The sequence below is a fragment of the Halomonas salipaludis genome, assembly GCF_002286975.1.
Taxonomy (GTDB): Bacteria; Pseudomonadota; Gammaproteobacteria; order Pseudomonadales; family Halomonadaceae; genus Franzmannia; species Franzmannia salipaludis.
The window spans coordinates 291,589-307,583 of record NZ_NSKB01000001.1 but is presented as its reverse complement, the minus strand read 5'-3'; the positions used below and the strand labels follow the sequence as shown (position 1 = coordinate 307,583).

General features: G+C 64.7%; 13 protein-coding genes. 3 read left to right on the top strand and 10 right to left on the bottom strand.

Translation table 11 applies throughout. The features are described from left to right. Window positions 1-10 precede the first annotated feature (10 nt). Complete coding sequence (osmF, locus tag CK498_RS01575; protein ID WP_095619099.1) at window positions 11-919, bottom strand: glycine betaine ABC transporter substrate-binding protein OsmF; 909 nt, start codon at window positions 917-919, stop codon at window positions 11-13. Window positions 920-974: 55 nt separating this feature from the next. Between osmF and CK498_RS01570 the strand changes: the two genes are divergently transcribed. After that, the gene (locus tag CK498_RS01570; protein ID WP_095619098.1) at window positions 975-1,970 is read left to right on the top strand and encodes a DUF1853 family protein; all 996 of its coding nucleotides are present in this window, start codon (window positions 975-977) and stop codon (window positions 1,968-1,970) included. Window positions 1,971-1,975: 5 nt separating this feature from the next. Here CK498_RS01570 and CK498_RS01565 read toward each other — a convergent pair whose 3' ends face one another. From CK498_RS01565 to CK498_RS01545, 5 genes are all read right to left on the bottom strand, one after another. Next, the gene (locus tag CK498_RS01565) at window positions 1,976-3,235 is read right to left on the bottom strand and encodes an allantoate amidohydrolase (protein WP_095619097.1); all 1,260 of its coding nucleotides are present in this window, start codon (window positions 3,233-3,235) and stop codon (window positions 1,976-1,978) included. Window positions 3,236-3,327: 92 nt separating this feature from the next. Then, window positions 3,328-3,648: a helix-turn-helix transcriptional regulator gene (locus CK498_RS01560; protein ID WP_095619096.1), complete on the bottom strand. Its 321-nt coding sequence runs from the start codon at window positions 3,646-3,648 to the stop codon at window positions 3,328-3,330. Then, the gene (locus CK498_RS01555; protein ID WP_095619095.1) at window positions 3,645-4,991 is read right to left on the bottom strand and encodes a type II toxin-antitoxin system HipA family toxin; all 1,347 of its coding nucleotides are present in this window, start codon (window positions 4,989-4,991) and stop codon (window positions 3,645-3,647) included. Before CK498_RS01555 ends, CK498_RS01560 begins: the two co-directional genes overlap by 4 nt. Window positions 4,992-5,331: 340 nt before the next feature. Then, entirely contained in the window at window positions 5,332-6,744 is a 1,413-nt protein-coding gene (gene cysS, locus CK498_RS01550) for a cysteine--tRNA ligase (RefSeq protein ID WP_095619094.1), read from the bottom strand. A gap of 1 nt (window position 6,745) precedes the next feature. Further along, window positions 6,746-8,458, bottom strand: a complete 1,713-nt coding sequence (locus CK498_RS01545; RefSeq protein WP_095619093.1) for a glutamine--tRNA ligase/YqeY domain fusion protein — start codon at window positions 8,456-8,458, stop codon at window positions 6,746-6,748. Window positions 8,459-8,622: 164 nt separating this feature from the next. Between CK498_RS01545 and CK498_RS01540 the strand changes: the two genes are divergently transcribed. Then, on the top strand, window positions 8,623-9,120 hold the full coding sequence (locus CK498_RS01540; RefSeq protein ID WP_095619092.1) for a peptidylprolyl isomerase: 498 nt from the start codon (window positions 8,623-8,625) through the stop codon (window positions 9,118-9,120). Between the two features lie 72 nt (window positions 9,121-9,192). Continuing rightward, entirely contained in the window at window positions 9,193-9,945 is a 753-nt protein-coding gene (locus CK498_RS01535; protein WP_095619091.1) for a UDP-2,3-diacylglucosamine diphosphatase, read from the top strand. A gap of 5 nt (window positions 9,946-9,950) precedes the next feature. On the opposite strand, the gene CK498_RS01530 is transcribed toward CK498_RS01535, so the two are convergent. From CK498_RS01530 to lon, 4 genes are all read right to left on the bottom strand, one after another. Further along, window positions 9,951-10,988 (bottom strand): CobW family GTP-binding protein, encoded by a 1,038-nt coding sequence (locus CK498_RS01530; RefSeq protein WP_095619090.1) that lies wholly within the window; start codon window positions 10,986-10,988, stop codon window positions 9,951-9,953. A gap of 134 nt (window positions 10,989-11,122) precedes the next feature. Continuing rightward, the gene (locus CK498_RS01525; RefSeq protein ID WP_095619089.1) at window positions 11,123-12,937 is read right to left on the bottom strand and encodes a SurA N-terminal domain-containing protein; all 1,815 of its coding nucleotides are present in this window, start codon (window positions 12,935-12,937) and stop codon (window positions 11,123-11,125) included. A gap of 186 nt (window positions 12,938-13,123) precedes the next feature. Continuing rightward, a complete protein-coding gene (gene hupB / locus CK498_RS01520; RefSeq protein WP_095619088.1) occupies window positions 13,124-13,396 on the bottom strand; it encodes a nucleoid-associated protein HU-beta in 273 nt (90 codons plus the stop codon). 177 nt (window positions 13,397-13,573) lie between these two features. After that, window positions 13,574-15,982, bottom strand: a complete 2,409-nt coding sequence (lon, locus tag CK498_RS01515) for an endopeptidase La (RefSeq protein WP_095619087.1) — start codon at window positions 15,980-15,982, stop codon at window positions 13,574-13,576. Window positions 15,983-15,995: the final 13 nt, after the last annotated feature.

Here is a 15,995-nt window from a genome sequence, read left to right as displayed (position 1 = left end):
CTCACGTCGCTCAGAGCCCGTCGAGAAACTCGCTGGCGACCTGGCGCGGGTCGGCACCTTCGACCGCCACGTCGCCGTTGAGGCGCTGCAGGGTCTCCAGGTCGAGGGCCTCGAACACCGGTGTCAGCAGCGACTCGATCTGCGGATAGGCTTCGAGCACATCCTCACGGATCAGCGGCGCCGGCTGGTAGACCGGCTGCACCGCCAGGGTATCCTCGAGCACCTTGATATCCAGGGCATTGAGCCCGCCGTCGGTGCCATAGGCCATGGCGGCATTAACGCCGTTGGTCTGCAGCGCGGCAGCACGCAGGGTGGCGGCAGTGTTGCCCCCCGACAGCACCACCAGCTGATCGGAGCTCAGCTCGAAGCCGTAGGCCTCCTGGAACGCCGGCAGCGCCGCCTCGGACTCGACGAACTCGGCGCTGGCGGCAAAGATGAACTCGCCGCCGTCGGCCAGGTAGTCAGCCAGGTCCTCGAGGGTCTCGAGACCGTGCTCGCGGGCCACATCGCCGCGCACGCTCATCGCCCAGGTATTGTTGGCGTTGGCGGGCGTCAGCCACACTAGGCCGTTGCGCTCGAGGTCCAGCGCGGCAACTTCGGCATGGGCCGCCTCGGCATCGCGCCACAGGTCGCTGTCGGCCATATCGAAGAAGAAGGCGCCGTTACCGGTGTATTCCGGGTAGATATCGATCTCGCCGGCGATGATCGCCTCGCGCACGATGCTGGTGCCCCCCAACTGGGTGCGATCCTCGACGTCGATACCGGCCCGCTCCAGACTGAGCAGGATCAACTGGCCGAGCACGGCCCCCTCGGTATCGATCTTCGACGACACCACTACGGGATCGTCGGCCTGGGCGCTACTCAGGCTCAGCAAGCCGCCGGCCAGCACGGCACTCATCCACGTCAACGTCCTGTTCATCGCAACCGCTCCGGTGTCAAATGGGTGTGGGCTCAGTATCAAGGAAGCTAGTCGCATGTGCCAGACGGACGATCAACGCCTCATCGCACGCTACAGCCACCCGCTGGTTCGCGACCTGGCCTGGCTGATCACCGCCCCCGACCTGCTGGCGATGGCGTGGCCGGGGCGGCCCACTGGCGAAGAGCTGGGCCTCATCGGCACTGCCCTCACCGAGTACCTCGACGCCCAGCAGCACGACCCGCTGCCGCTGGAACGGCGCGTCGCCGACAGCGCCAGCGGTCGCCTCGGCCACTACCACGAGCGACTCTGGCAGCACCTGCTGGCCAGCGCACCGGGCACGCGCCTGATTGCCCACAACTGCCGCATCGAGCGTGATAAGCGCACCCTGGGCGAACTCGACCTGATCTACCAGCGGCGCCGCGACGGTCGCCTGGTACACCTGGAGGTCGCGATCAAGTTCTACCTGGGCCTGGTGGAGGGCCCCGGCGGCGCCGACAGCCAGTCGCGCTGGATCGGCCCCGGCTGCGTCGACAGTCTGGCGGTCAAACGACAGCATCTTCACGACCACCAGCTACCGCTGCTCGATCGGGTCAGCGATACCGACACCCTCGGCCAACTGCTTGGCTCAGCGGCGCTGGTCGAGGATGCGCTGCTCAACGGCATCCAACAACGCCTGGCGATTCCCGGTGCACTGTTCTACCCGCTGGCATCTGATGCCTCCGCCCTGCTCGCCCCTCGCGAGGCCACCGTCGACCACCTGCGCGGGCACTGGCTGCATGAATCTCAGTGGGCCGCCTTCCAGGACGGACTCGACGCCGACACCCGTGGCGCCTGGCTCAGCAAGCCGCACTGGCTGGCCCCGCCGATGCCGGCTCAACTGCTGTCAATGCCGGCACTGGATGCCCATATCCGCGCGCACTTCGCGGCGCGCGCGGCGCCGCTGCCGGTGATGCTGCACGGCACCACTGGCTGGCAGCGGCTGTTCATCGTTGGCGACGACTGGCCGCGGCGCATTCCGCTACCGCCCCTGGCGGCAGCTACCGTTCGCTAGCAGGTCTACCAGCGCTCCGCCTCGGCCAAGGCGGTTACGAAGCGTGCCAGCACCTCCACCGCCACGCCGAGGTCATTGGGGTCGATGGCTTCGTCAGGGTGGTGGCTGATGCCCCGCTCGCAGCGCAGGAACAGCATGCCGATATCGCACAAGGCCTGCATCGCCAGGCCGTCGTGGCCGGCGCCGCTGAACAGGGTGCGCGGCGTCACGCCACTCGCCGCGACCGCGGCCTCGAGCCGACTCACCAGCGCCGGAGCACACTGCACCGCGGCCTGCTCATAGATCAGCCGCTGCTCGAGGCGCAGGTCGAGCTCGGCGAGCGCGGCGTCGATACGTGTCAGCAGCGTCTCGCGGGCGGCCAGCCGCGTGGCATCGTCGGGGGAGCGCAGCTCGATGGTGAGATCGGTGCGCTGCGGGATCACGTTGACCCCGTTGGGCGAGTTGTCGATCTTGCCCACCACGCCAACCAGCTCATCGGTCGCCTTGCACAGCTCATCGACCAGGCCGATCACCCGGGCGGCCCCTACCAACGCATCCTGGCGCAGATGCATCGGCACCGTGCCGGCGTGGCCGGCCAAGCCATGGATACTGAGCTTGTGACGCTCGATGCCGGTGATCGCGCTGACCACGCCGATCGGCAGGCCCTCGGCCTCGAGCTGCGGGCCCTGCTCGATGTGTACCTCGACGAACCCCAGCACTTCGCCAGGCGCATAGCGGTCGTCGGCGATGCGCTCCGGGTCGCAGCCGAAGTCGATCAGCGCCTGGCGCAGGGTCACGCCCTGGTCGTCCTGGGCATCGAGCATGGCCGGTTCGAAGGTTCCGGCGAGCACCTTGGAACCGAGTAGCGTCGAGCTGAAGCGGGTGCCCTCCTCGTCGCTGAAGGCCACCACGTCGAGGTGGAACGGCAGCGCAATGGCGTGATGGTCGAGGTAGCGGACCAGCGCCAGGGGCAGCAGCACGCCCATGATGCCGTCGTACTTGCCGCCGTGGGGCACGGTGTCTTGGTGGGAGCCGAGAAGCAGCGTAGGAGCCGCTGGGTTGGCACTGGCATAGCGGCCGATCAAGTTGGCGCCATTGTCGCTGCGCAGCGCCATCCCAGCGTCGCGCATCCAGCCGCCCAGCATGTCCAGCGCCTGGCGATGCTCGCGAGTGGCGCACAACCGGGTCACGCCATTGCGTTCCGGGTCGTCGGTCTCGCTGACCCGCGCGATCTGCTCCAGCCACTGCCAGGCCAGCGCGCCGGCCTGCTCATAGGTGAGCGCCATGATGTCGTCCTGGTTGATGCTGACGACACGCCGCCAGCCTATTTATCATGATAAATAGGCTAGTGAAGGATGCCAGACGCTGTCAAACCGTGTCATGCATCGTGTTGCGACGGCCGCTCAGCTTCCAGTACCTCATGCAGCAGCGCCGTTTGCCGCGGTAGCAGCCCCACCCGCAGGCCGAGGGGGCGGTAGACGCGATTCATTACCGCCAGTGACACATTGCCCCTGTCACCCTCCATGTCGGAGAGGGTGCGGCGACTCACGCCCACCAGGCTGGCGTACTCCTGCTGCGACAGACCCAGCACCTCGCGCCGTAGCTTGCGCAGCAGCTGCCCTTCGCTTATCTCGTCGGCAAGCAGGCAGCGCAGCGCCGCCAGCAGCTGCCCCTCACGGTCTTCCTGCCCCGTTCTCATTGCAGCCCCCAGCGAACCAACCGCTCGTCGAGCGATGCCAGCCCCACCGCCGGCATGGAGAGAATGCGCTCAGGCACGCCGCGCTGACGCAGCCGGCTCTCCACCCCCATCAGCTCAGCGGCGAACTGGCGCAGCGCGCTCATCAGGCGTTCGGCCGGGACCAGATCGTCCAGCGCATCGGCAATCGCGGACCAACGAAACTCGCCGCCCTCCTCGAAGGGTGCTCCCCAGCGAGTGGTGCGCGTGACGCCTTCGGGATCCGCCTTCATCGGGGCGACATCGAACATCGGCGCCAACCAGATCCCCTCGGGCCGCTTGATAAGGGCGGTATTGCGGCCGTGATTATCCGAATTCCCCAACGCCACATTGATCAGGTCGCGCTTCACCCATTCGATCACGAACGCCTCTCGATCGAAGCGCTCGTTCAGCTCAACCACACGAAACTGTCCTTGCAGGAGAGACACCAGGCGACGAATGACCTGGAAGTGATTCAGATGGCTCCCGGCGGGCGTGCCAAGCACAGAGTAGACGGATTCCAGGCCATGGCGCACCAGCCGATCGCCGCGCCACTCAGTATCGAAGCGAGGCAGCCACAGCGACGGATAGCGCTCACCCTCGATCAACCGCATGCCATCGGTGGCGATGGTGTCTACCCCCAACGCGGCGAGCTCCTGATAGTAGTGATACTCCGCACGCAGGATATCGCAGTCATCCTGGCTGCGCCGACCGCGTGGAAACTTCACCAGCAGGTAATCATCGCGCTGCTGCGGGTCGTCCTGCCAGGTGTCGATCCATACCTCATCATCCGCGCTCCGCCGCAACAGCAATTTAGGCGCCTCGCCGCCGGCTCCCGTGGCGCCGCCGGAAGCGGCGCCCATCTGCTGGGCGTACTCGAGAAAGTCGCTATGCCTCTCGACCACGCTGGCCAGCGCGAAGCGTCGTTCACGCAAGCCTGAGCCGCCCGGCAGCGCCGGCACGGCCTCCTTGATACGCAGATTGCCGACCGGAGCAATGGTCCCCTGGGCAAGCAGTCGACTGTCCTGTTCACCGGCAGGTAGCCCCTGCAGCCCCAACTGCTCGACCCAGTATCGCCGGCTGGCACCCGCGGGCATGATGTCTTCCAGGAAGCCGAACCAGCCTTTGCTGCGATGCGTCATCATCAGTTCTACGGGCAGGTTCATGCTGCAGGCATGTTCGTCGTCTCGGAACATCCAGTCGAGTGCATATTCCTGCTGATAGCGCAGGCCAGCGCGACCCTGAATACCCCGCTCGGGCGCCGGCAGTTCGAGTTCGGCAACATCCTGCCAGTGCTGATCCAGATAGAGTTGAAGCGTGAGATGCATGGCACCCCCAATGGGCAATATAATGCTCAAAGGATAGCAGCCAGCCCACTGTTTGAGCAATATATCACTCAAATATTGCCATGATGCGATACTGTGAGCGATATATTGCTCATAAGGTAATCCAAGAGGGTGCTTACAAACGTCACGAGCGAAGGCCAGGCAAGGCGAAATCAGCTGAAAAAGGCGGAGTTTACGAGTGTGTAAATGAGTATTTTGAAGGTGATTTCAACGCAGTATGGCCGAGCGCAGTAATTTGTAGATACCATCTAAGACGCCCGACCCCCTCAGGGTGAATCGGGCGTCAAAGGACATGCGGATAGTAAGACCTGGCGCAGCGCCGCTACGCCGGGTCGTCGGCGCTGGCCAGTACCCAGGTGGTGCCCTCACGGGAGTCCTTGAGTTCGATCCCCAGCGCCGCCAGCTCATCGCGGATGCGATCGGCGGTGGCGAAGTCCTTGGCCTGCTTGGCGGCGGCACGCGCCGCGATGCGCGCCTCGATATCGTCCGCCGGCAGCGGCAGCGCAGTATCACCGCCCTGGAGGAAACGCGCCGGATCCTGCTGCAGCAGGCCGAGCACGCCGGCCAGGCGCTTGAGGCCCACCGCCAAGCCGGGGGCCGCCGCGGGGGTCTCCTTGCGCGCGCGGTTCAGTTCACGCACCAGGTCGAACAGCGCGGCCAGCGCCACCGGGGTATTGAAGTCGTCATCCATGGCGGCGTTGAAGGCGCGCTGCGCCTCGACCAGCACCTCGCTGTCGACCTCTTTGACGCCCTCCAGATCCAAGCCATCGAGGGCGGTATAGAACCGCTCCAGCGACTTGCGCGCCTCGGCCAGCGAGTCGGGCGCGTAGTTGATCGGGCTGCGGTAGTGGCTGGCCACCAGCAGGTAGCGCACCACTTCCGGGTCGTGGTGCTCGAGCACCTCGCGAATGGTGAAGAAGTTGCCGAGCGACTTGGACATCTTCTCCTGGTCCACGCGCACCGCACCGGCGTGCATCCAGGTGTTGACGTAAGGCTTGCCGGTGGCCGCCTCCGACTGGGCGATCTCGTTCTCATGGTGGGGGAAGGTCAGATCCGGCCCGCCGCCGTGAATGTCGAAGGTCTCGCCCAAACAGCAGGTCGACATCGCCGAGCACTCGATGTGCCAGCCGGGGCGTCCCTCGCCCCACGGCGAGGGCCAGCTCGCCTCGCCCGGCTTGGCCGCCTTCCACAGCACGAAGTCGAGGGGGTCCTCCTTGTGCGCCTCGACCTCGACTCGGGCACCGGAGCGCATCTCGTCCAGGTCGCGGTTGTTGAGCTTGCCGTAGCCCTCGAACTTGCGCACCCGGTAGTAGACGTCGCCGTTGTCCGCTGCGTAGGCGTAGCCCTTGTCGATCAGCGTCTCGATCATGGCGACGATCTCGTCAATATGGCCGGTGGCGCGGGGCTCGGCATCCGGACGCAGCACGAAGAGCCGCGCCTCGTCCTCATGCATGGCGGCAATCATGCGCTCGGTGAGCGCGCCGATGCTCTCGCCGTTCTCGTCGGCACGCTTGAGGATCTTGTCGTCGATATCGGTGATGTTACGCACATAGGTCACCTCAAAGCCGCGGGCACGCAGGTAGCGGGTGATCACATCGAAGGCCACCATCACCCGGGCATGCCCCAGGTGGCAGTAGTCGTAGACGGTCATGCCGCATACGTACATGCGCACCCGTCCCGGCTCGATGGGGGTAAAGCGTTCCTTGCGCCGCGTCAGCGTGTTGTAAATCTGCATATCAGCCCTTCTTGTGACCTGGCTCTTGCTTCTGGGCCTCTTGCTTCTGAACCTTGGCCCACGTGTCCTTCAAGCCTACCGTGCGGTTGAATACCCGCTTGCCGTCGGTACAGGCATGGCGATCGGCACAGAAGTAGCCGACCCGCTCGAACTGGAAACGGCTCTCCGGCGCGACCTCGGCAAGGCTCGGCTCGCCGATCGCCTGACACACTTGCAATGACTCGGGGTTGAGGTGCTCGAGGAAGTCGGCGTCCTTGTCCTTGTCCGGCTGCTCGACCTGGAACAGGTTGTCGTAGAGGCGCACCTCCATGGGCACACCGTGCTCGGCGCTGACCCAGTGGATCACGCCCTTGACCTTGCGCCCCTCGGGATTCTTGCCCAGGGTGTCGAAATCCACCGAGCAGTACAGCGCCTCGATCTCGCCGGCGGCGTCTTTGACCACCTCATCGCAGCGGATCACATAGCTGTTGCGCAGGCGCACTTCCTTGCCCGGCGCCAAGCGGAAGAACTTCTTGGGCGGCTCTTCCATGAAGTCGTCGTGGTCGATATAGATTTCCCGGGTCAACGGCACCTTGCGCACGCCGAGGTCGTCGCGGGCCGGATGGCCGGGCACGTCATAGACCTCTTCGAAATCCTCCGCCACGTTGGTCAGCACCACCTTGAGCGGCTTGAGCACGCACATGGCACGCGGGGCGTTGTCCTCGAGGTCAGAGCGGATCGCATGGGTCAGCATGGCGATATCCACCAGGCCGCCATCGGCGCGGGTCACGCCGATCATCTCGCAGAACTTGCGGATCGAGCCGGGGGTATAGCCGCGCCGGCGCATGCCGGAGATGGTCGGCATGCGCGGGTCGTCCCAACCGTCGACGATCTGTTCATCCACCAGCAGCTTGAGCTTGCGCTTGGAGGTCAGGGTGTAGTTGAGGTTGAGGCGCGCGAACTCGATCTGGCGCGGCACGCAGGGTACCGGCAGGTTGGCCAGGAACCATTCGTAGAGTGGGCGGTGATCCTCGAACTCCAGGGTGCAGATCGAGTGGGTCACGCCCTCCAGGGCATCCGACTGACCGTGGGTAAAGTCATAGGAGGGGTAGATCTTCCACTTGTCGCCGGTCTGGTGATGGTGGGCATGGCGAATGCGATAGAGGATCGGGTCGCGCAGATTGATATTGGGCGCGGCCATGTCGATCTTGGCGCGCAGCACCTTGCTCCCCTCGGCAAACTCCCCCTGGCGCATGCGCTCCAGCAGATCGAGGTTCTCGTCGGCGGAGCGCTCACGATACGGGCTCGGCTTGCCGGGCTCGGTGAGCGTGCCGCGATACTCGCGAATCTCGTCCGGCGAGAGGTCGTCGACATACGCCTTGCCGTCGCGAATCAGGTGCTGTGCCCAGGCGTAGAGCTGGTCGAAGTAGTCCGAGGCGAAGCGCACCTCACCCGCCCACTGAAAGCCCAGCCACTCCACGTCGGCCTTGATGGCGTCGATGTAGGCCTGCTCTTCCTTGGCCGGGTTGGTGTCGTCGAAGCGCAGATGGCAGTCACCACCGAAATGCTCGGCGAGCCCGAAATTCAGACAGATCGACTTGGCGTGCCCGATATGCAGAAAGCCGTTGGGCTCCGGAGGAAAGCGGGTGACGATCTTGTCGCCACGACCGCCCTCGATCTCGTCGCGAATCTGGTTGCGAATGAAATTCGGCGCGCTGGTAGTATCGGTGGTCATGGTGTGAGAGCAAACCTCTGGTTGGCGCGATGGCGACCGCCTCGGCCCAAGGAGGGTAACGGCCCGGCCCTTGCGACTTCGCGTGTCGATGCAAAACGGCTATTATAGCGTGACGCAGCCGCGCTACGCCAAGGCGCACCCTTACAGACCCTCAGGAAGCCCACATGATCGTTCTGCAGACCAATTTCGGTGACATCGTTATTCGCCTCGAGCACGACAAGGCCCCCAAGACTGCCGCCAATTTCGAACAGTACGTCACCGACGGCCACTACGACGGGACCCTGTTCCATCGGGTCATCGACGGCTTCATGGTTCAGGGCGGCGGCTTCGACACCGACTTCAACCAGAAGCCGACCCGTGACCCAATCGAGAACGAAGCCGATAATGGCCTCAAGAACCTCACCGGCACCCTGGCCATGGCACGCACCCAGGACCCCCACTCCGCCTCGGCGCAGTTCTTCATCAACGTTGCCGACAACGACTTCCTCAACCACAGCGGCAAGTCGATCCAGGGCTGGGGCTACTGCGTGTTCGGCGAAGTCGTCGAGGGCATGGAGGTGGTCGAGCGCATCAAGGAGGTACCCACGACCCGTCGCGGCATGCACGCCGACGTGCCTGCCGAGGACGTGGTCATCCAGCGTGCCTACCTCAAGGACGCCTGATCCCGAAGCCAGACTAGAACGCCCGCCGACCCGCGGGCGTTTTATTTCGCCTGACGCCTGCGGAGCCATGCCATGACCACTCTGTTGATCGCCGATCTGCACCTGCATCCCGACGCCCCCGAGGTTACCGAGGGCTTTCTCGCCTACCTGGCAACGCGCGCCAGCCAGGCCGATGCCCTATACATTCTCGGCGACCTGTTCGAAGCCTGGATCGGCGACGATATCCTCGACACACCGGATCACGACCCGCTAGCCGCCCAGGTGGTCGAGGCACTCAAGGCGCTGAGTGGCGGCGGTACCCGACTCTACCTGATGCATGGCAATCGCGACTTTCTGCTCGGCACACGCTTCGCCGAGGCCTGCGGCGCCACCCTGCTGCCCGACCCCTACCGTGTCGAACTCGGCGGTAAGCCGGTGCTGCTGATGCATGGCGACAGCCTGTGCACCCGCGACGAGGCCTACATGGCCTTCCGCACCCAGGCCCGCGACCCGCAGTGGCAAGCCCAGGTGCTGGCGATGCCGCTGGCGGCGCGCCTGGAACTGGCCAAGAGCCTGCGCCAGCAGTCCGGTGAGGCCAACTCCAACAAGGCCGAGGACATCATGGACGTGACGCCCGAAGAGGTCGACAAGGCGCTGCTCGAGCACGACGTCGCGACCCTGATCCACGGCCACACCCACCGCCCCGGCGTGCATGTACTGGAGGTCGACGGCCAGCCCGCGCGGCGCCTGGTACTCGGCGACTGGCAGCCTCAGCGCGGCTGGGAAGTGCGCATCGAGGCCCAACGCCCGCCGCATCTGCTCGAGTTCCCACTGTCTGGCGGTTGAGCGTGTCACTCGGTTAGTGGCTCGGCCATCCGGCAAGCCGCCAGCTGCGCGCCAAGCTCCCCGGGATCCGGCAAGCTACCGGCCTCGCCGATCACCTCCAGCCGTGAATCGCGCCGCCAGGCGCTGGGGGTGAGCTCGGCGCAGCCGTCACCGCGGTTGAACAGCCGCCAACCGACATCGGTGTGCCACACTGCCTTGACGCGCAAGTGCCGGTCGAGACCGTCCAGCAGCTGCGTCAGGGCATCCAGCGAGAAGCAGTCCGACGCGTGCCAGCGCCAACCGACGCTGGCATGGCCCAGCGCCTCCCCCGCTGCGAAGCACGGCTGCCCCGGCACCGGCTCGCGGTAACTGAACTCATCCAGCATCAGCGCCGCCGGTCGCTGACGGTGATCAACGCCAGGCGCCCTCTCGAGGCTACTGGTCGTCGGCGCCGTGAACAGCAGCGACGGCGACAAGCGCCCGTGGGGCGCCTCGTCCACCCAGCGCTTGGGCGGCCACATCGCATCCACATAGCGCTGGGCCACGCGGCGCTGGGCCGCGCTGCTCAGGTCGACCATGGTCAAGGCCACGGCATCCGCCATCAGCAGTTGATCGCGAAAGGTGTCGTGCTCGCGGGCACGCCGGTCATCCAGGCGACGCGGATCGAGCAGGGCAATGATCTCGCGCACCTCCAGCACCCCAGCGAAGGCCTCGCTGCGCAGCATGTCCAGCAGCCCGGCGGGATGCCCCAGTCCCGAGGGCTCGATGATCAGCCGGTCGGGGCGTTCGCGGCGGATCAGATTGACCAGTGCAGCCTGCAGCACGAAGGCCAACTGGCAGCACAGGCAGCCCCCCGGCAGGCCCTTGACCACCACGTCGTCGCGTGACTCGAACAGCGCCTGGTCGATGCCCACCTGCCCGAACTCGTTGATCACCACGGTCCAGCGCTCATCGGCGGGTTTATGCGCCACCAGGTGGCGAATCAGGCTGCTCTTGCCGCTACCCAGAAAGCCGGTCACCACGTGCACCGGTATCGGCTGCGTGTTGTCATCGCTGCGCTGCATGGTCACCTCGAGTCGCAGGCTCTCAATCGTTACTTTATAACATATTTTAGGTAAAAAAACGCGCGGCCAAAGCCACGCGTTTACCTATTGACAGAATGGCCTTAGGAAGCGCTGAAAAATCGCTCAGTGTTTCCCTAGAGGCGCTCGATCTCCGCGGTACTACGCAGGTACTCCAGCAGCCCCTGGATCGCCGCCTGGGCGCGTAGGCGCTCGGCCATCTGGGTGACGAAGCCATCGACCTCGGCATCCACCTCGCCGCTGGCGACCTCATCCAGGGCGATGATCGCTACCTGGTCGCCGTCGAGCACATGGCCGTAGCGGGTCTCGCCGTCGGGCTGCGGCAGACGGAAGGCGGCTTGGATGACCGCCCGTGGTGCGGCGCCGGACTGGCGGCCGGCGGCCTCCACGGCCTGCCAGTCAAGATCGAGTTCATTGCCGTCACGCAGCGCCGCGATCTGCTCCTCGGCCAGTTCGCGCAGCGCTTCACGGCGTAGATTGGCACTCACCGAGGCCTCGACCCGCTCGCGCACCTCATCGAGCTCTAGCAGCGTGGCGTCACGATGCTCGGCAGCCCGCAGCACCATGCGGCGGTCATCGTCGAGCTCGATCACCTCGCTGTTGAAGCCTTCCACAAGCACGTCGTCGCTAAAGGCGGCATTCATGACGCCGGGCTCCGACAACACGCCCTCGGCACCATCACGCGACACCCAGTCGGTGGTATGCAGTTCGAGACCGATATCGTCCGCCACACTCTGCAGGTCATCGGCGGCAAAGCTGTCATCGATCAACTGCTGGACGCGACGGTTGAAGTCATCGGTCACCTCGGACAGCGCCGCATCGCGCTGCAGTTCATCGCGCATCGCCTCGAAACTGGGCATGTCGAGCTCGGTGACGCGAATCAAGTGCAGGCCGTTGCCGCTTTCGACGATATCCGAGGTCTCGCCTTCGCCAAGGCTGAAGGCCGCCTCCTCGAAGGCATCATCGAAGAAGCCGCGGCTGACCGTGCCCAGGTCGCCGCCGGCCTCGCTGGTGGAGGTATCGTCGGAGTACTCCTCGGCAAGCTCGGCGAACTCATCCCCGGCGTCCAGACGCGCCTGGACCTCTTCGAGACGCGCCTCGGCCTCGTCACGGCTGCGCTCGCCGTTGAAGGTCACCATGATGTGCGACACGCGCCGCTCGGCATCACGGCCACGCTCAGCGTAGGCATCGCGCAGCTGCTGCTCGTCGAGGTCGTACTCGGCGGCCATCTCCTGGCGATCGATGATCACGTACTCGATGCGCACCTGCTCGGGGCGCTGATAACTGTCGGCGTTCTCGGCGTAGTAGGCCTCGAGCTGCTCCTCGCTGACCTGCGGCGACGTCTCGAGGTCGGCCTCGCCGAGCAGGTAGTAGCGGAAACTGCGGGCCTGGCGTTGCAGCTCACCCAGCCGCTCACGCTCACTGTCCAAGGTAAAGTCGCTAAAGGCGAGGCCCTGCTGCAGTTGCTGTCGCTGCATGTCGGCCTTCAACTCCTCGCGAAAGCTGGTCGGCGAGTAGCCGGCGCTGGCCAGGCGGTTGCGGAACAGGTCGGAGGAGAAGCGGCCGTTCTGGTCCTGGAACTCCGGCAGCGTGACGATCAGCTGGTCGAGCTGGCCTTCCGAGAGATACAACCCCCCATCCTCGGCGTAGCTATCGAGCAGCGCATCGGTGATCAGCTCATTCAGCACCTGGTTGCGCAGCGCCCGCTCCTGCTCCGGCGGCACCTGGCCGCTGCGGATGGCGCGCTGCACGTTCATCTCCACCTGCTGGCGGGTAATGGTCTGGCCGTTGACCTCGGCCACGTCGTCGGGGCTGCCGGTGAACAGCGTCACCAGCGAGTCGACCCCGAACAGGGCCATGGTCACCACGACGGCACCGATGATGATCTTGGCGCCCCAACTCTTGGAGCGGTCCCGAATACTTTGCAGCATGCTAGCCTCAGCTGAAGAGTGGCACGAAATCCCTGGAGATCGAGTAGGCGCATATTATACCTGCCCGCCGCATGCGGCGACTATCGTCGTCTCGCGGTGCGGCGAATAGCGCCCAGTAAAAAAGGCGCACCGCTTTCGCGATGCGCCTGGCGGCATTACGGCACGTCGGCGGGGCGTTGACCCTGCTTAGTTGACCGAATCCTTCAGCGCCTTACCTGCCTTGAAGCTCGGCACCTTGGCGGCACTGATTTCGATCGGCTTGCCGGTCTGGGGATTACGGCCAGTGCGCGCAGCGCGCTCCTTGACGGTAAAGGTCCCGAAGCCCACAAGAGAAACGGAATCGCCCTTCTTGAGACTGTCAGTCACGCTATCGACCATGGCGTCAAGCGCACGGCTAGCAGCCGCCTTGGGAATATCTGCAGATGCAGCGATGGCTTCGATCAGCTCGGACTTGTTCACACTTCACCCCTTGACTATTTCGGAAATTGACTTTTAATCGGCGCTATCTTTTATCGGCTTACTCGATCACGTCAAAGCATGATTTATAGCAATGCACGCAAAGATCTGTCAAGCAACTATTGGCCCCAGACCCCATCATGACTGACTTCTACGTCAGCCATAATGGAAAAAATACCACTAATGCGTACTGATCATTGAGTGCGACGCGCCTTTATCATCCTGGCGCGGCTCGTCGCTCTTGACGCCAGGCTTTGCCACTAACGCCTCGTCCAGCACTTCATCAATCCAACGCACTGGCATGATATCCAAGGCGTTCTTGATGTTGTCCGGAACCTCTTTGAGGTCACGACGGTTCTCTTCGGGTATAAGCACTTTCTTTATACCACCCCGACGGGCAGCCAGCAATTTCTCCTTGAGCCCGCCGATCGGCATGACTTCGCCGCGCAGATTGACCTCGCCGGTCATCGCCAGGTCACAGCGCACCGGTCGTTCAGTGTAGGCCGAGACCATCGCCGTGACCATCGCGATCCCCGCGCTCGGGCCATCCTTGGGCGTGGCGCCCTCGGGCACGTGGATATGCAGATCCTCCTTCTCGAAGCGCTCCGGGTCGATCCCCAGTGCCACGGCCCGCGCCCGCACCACGGTCTGGGCAGCGCTCACCGACTCCTTCATCACGTCGCCCAGCGAGCCGGTCTTGTTGATGCGCCCCTTGCCCGGGGTCACCACCGATTCGATATTGAGCAGCTCGCCGCCCACCGAGGTCCAGGCCAGGCCGGTCACTCGACCGACCTGATTCTCGAGGTCGGCCAGGCCGTAGCTGTAGCGGCGCACGCCGGCATGCTGTTCGACATCCACCGCCGCCAGCACGCGTGGCGCCTGGGCCCCCTCCTTGGCCTCCGCTTCGAGCCGCTCGCGCAGCACCTTGCGGCACACCTTGGCGATCTGGCGCTCCAGCTCACGCACGCCGGCCTCACGCGTGTAGTAGCGAATCAGCTCGAGCAGCGCGTCGTCGGCAAGCTCCAGCTCACCCTCCTTGAAGCCGTTGGCCTTGAGCTGCTTGGGCACCAGGTAGCGTCTGGCGATGGCCAGCTTCTCGTCTTCGGTATAGCCCGGCAGCCGAATGATCTCCATGCGGTCGAGCAGCGGCCCGGGAATGTTCATCGAGTTGGCGGTACAGATGAACATGGTCTCGGAGAGATCGTAGTCGAGCTCCAGGTAGTGGTCGCTGAACTTGTCGTTCTGCTCCGGGTCGAGCACCTCGAGCAGCGCCGAGGCCGGATCGCCGCGATGGTCCATGCCGATCTTGTCGACCTCGTCGAGCAGGAACAGCGGGTTCTTGACCCCCGCCTTGCTCATGCGCTGCACCATCTTGCCCGGCAGCGAGCCGATATAGGTGCGGCGGTGGCCGCGAATCTCGGACTCATCGCGCACCCCGCCCAGTGCCAGGCGCACATACTTGCGGTTGGTGGCCCGCGCGATCGACTGCCCCAGCGAGGTCTTGCCGACCCCGGGGGGGCCAACCAGGCACAGCACCGGCCCCTTGAGCTTCTTGACGCGCTTCTGCACGGCAAGATACTCGAGGATGCGCTCCTTGACCTCTTCGAGGCCGTAGTGGTCCTCGTCGAGTACCGCCGCAGCACGCGCCAGGTCGTGCTTGACCCGAGTACGTTTCTTCCACGGCACCGAGATCAGCCAGTCGAGGTAGGAGCGCACCACGGTCGCCTCCGCGGACGTCGGCGACATCATCTTGAGCTTGCCCAGCTCCTGATTGGCCTTGTCGGCAGCCTCCTTGGGCATGCCGGACTCCTCGATCGCCGTCTCGTACTTCTCGGCCTCGTTAGGCACGTTCTCGAGCTCGCCCATCTCCTTCTGGATGGCCTTCATCTGCTCGTTGAGATAGTACTCGCGCTGCGACTTCTCCATCTGATCCTTGACCCGTGAGCGAATCCGCTTCTCGACCTGCAGCAGGTCGATCTCCGATTCGATCAGCGCCATCAGATGCTCGATACGGTCGCGCACCCGGTCCATCTCCAGCAGCTGCTGCTTGTCGTCGATCTTCAGCGACAGATGCGCGCAGACGGTGTCGACCAGCCGGCTCGGGTCCTCGATGCCGGACAACGAGCTGAGCACCTCGTTGGGCACCTTCTTGGAGAGCTTGACGTACTGCTCGAACTGGTTGAGCAGCACCCGCACCAGCGACTCCTGCTCGCGCTCGGTCAAGGGTACGCTCTCGCGCAGCGCCACACTGGCCTGGGTATAGCCGGCCTCGGCCACGCTGATAGCGCCGACATCGGCGCGCGAGGCGCCCTCGATCAACACCTTGACGGTGCCGTCGGGCAGCTTGAGCAGCTGCATGATTTCGGCCACGGTGCCGACCGCAAACAGGTCCTGGGTATCGGGATCGTCCTGGCCGGCCTCGCGCTGGGCGACCAGCAACACGCGTTTGTCGGCCTCCATGGCCGCTTCGAGGGCCTGGATGGATTTCTCGCGCCCCACGAACAGGGGAATCACCATCTGCGGATAGACGACCACATCGCGCAGGGGAAGAAGGGGCAGACTCAGGGTCTGTTCGGCGTTCTGCTGCATCGCAGACGTTCCT

Excerpts from the sequence above, each read along its gene's own strand:
- CK498_RS01545 (WP_095619093.1), bottom strand. The coding sequence starts at position 8,458 with ATGACCACCGATACTACCAGCGCGCCGAATTTCATTCGCAACCAGATT.
- CK498_RS01525 (WP_095619089.1), bottom strand. The coding sequence starts at position 12,937 with ATGCTGCAAAGTATTCGGGACCGCTCCAAGAGTTGGGGCGCCAAGATC.
- CK498_RS01540 (WP_095619092.1), top strand. The coding sequence starts at position 8,623 with ATGATCGTTCTGCAGACCAATTTCGGTGACATCGTTATTCGCCTCGAG.
- CK498_RS01565 (WP_095619097.1), bottom strand. The coding sequence starts at position 3,235 with ATGGCGCTCACCTATGAGCAGGCCGGCGCGCTGGCCTGGCAGTGGCTG.
- CK498_RS01535 (WP_095619091.1), top strand. The coding sequence starts at position 9,193 with ATGACCACTCTGTTGATCGCCGATCTGCACCTGCATCCCGACGCCCCC.
- CK498_RS01530 (WP_095619090.1), bottom strand. The coding sequence starts at position 10,988 with ATGCAGCGCAGCGATGACAACACGCAGCCGATACCGGTGCACGTGGTG.
- lon (WP_095619087.1), bottom strand. The coding sequence starts at position 15,982 with ATGCAGCAGAACGCCGAACAGACCCTGAGTCTGCCCCTTCTTCCCCTG.
- cysS (WP_095619094.1), bottom strand. The coding sequence starts at position 6,744 with ATGCAGATTTACAACACGCTGACGCGGCGCAAGGAACGCTTTACCCCC.
- osmF (WP_095619099.1), bottom strand. The coding sequence starts at position 919 with ATGAACAGGACGTTGACGTGGATGAGTGCCGTGCTGGCCGGCGGCTTG.
- CK498_RS01560 (WP_095619096.1), bottom strand. The coding sequence starts at position 3,648 with ATGAGAACGGGGCAGGAAGACCGTGAGGGGCAGCTGCTGGCGGCGCTG.
- CK498_RS01555 (WP_095619095.1), bottom strand. The coding sequence starts at position 4,991 with ATGCATCTCACGCTTCAACTCTATCTGGATCAGCACTGGCAGGATGTT.
- CK498_RS01570 (WP_095619098.1), top strand. The coding sequence starts at position 975 with ATGTGCCAGACGGACGATCAACGCCTCATCGCACGCTACAGCCACCCG.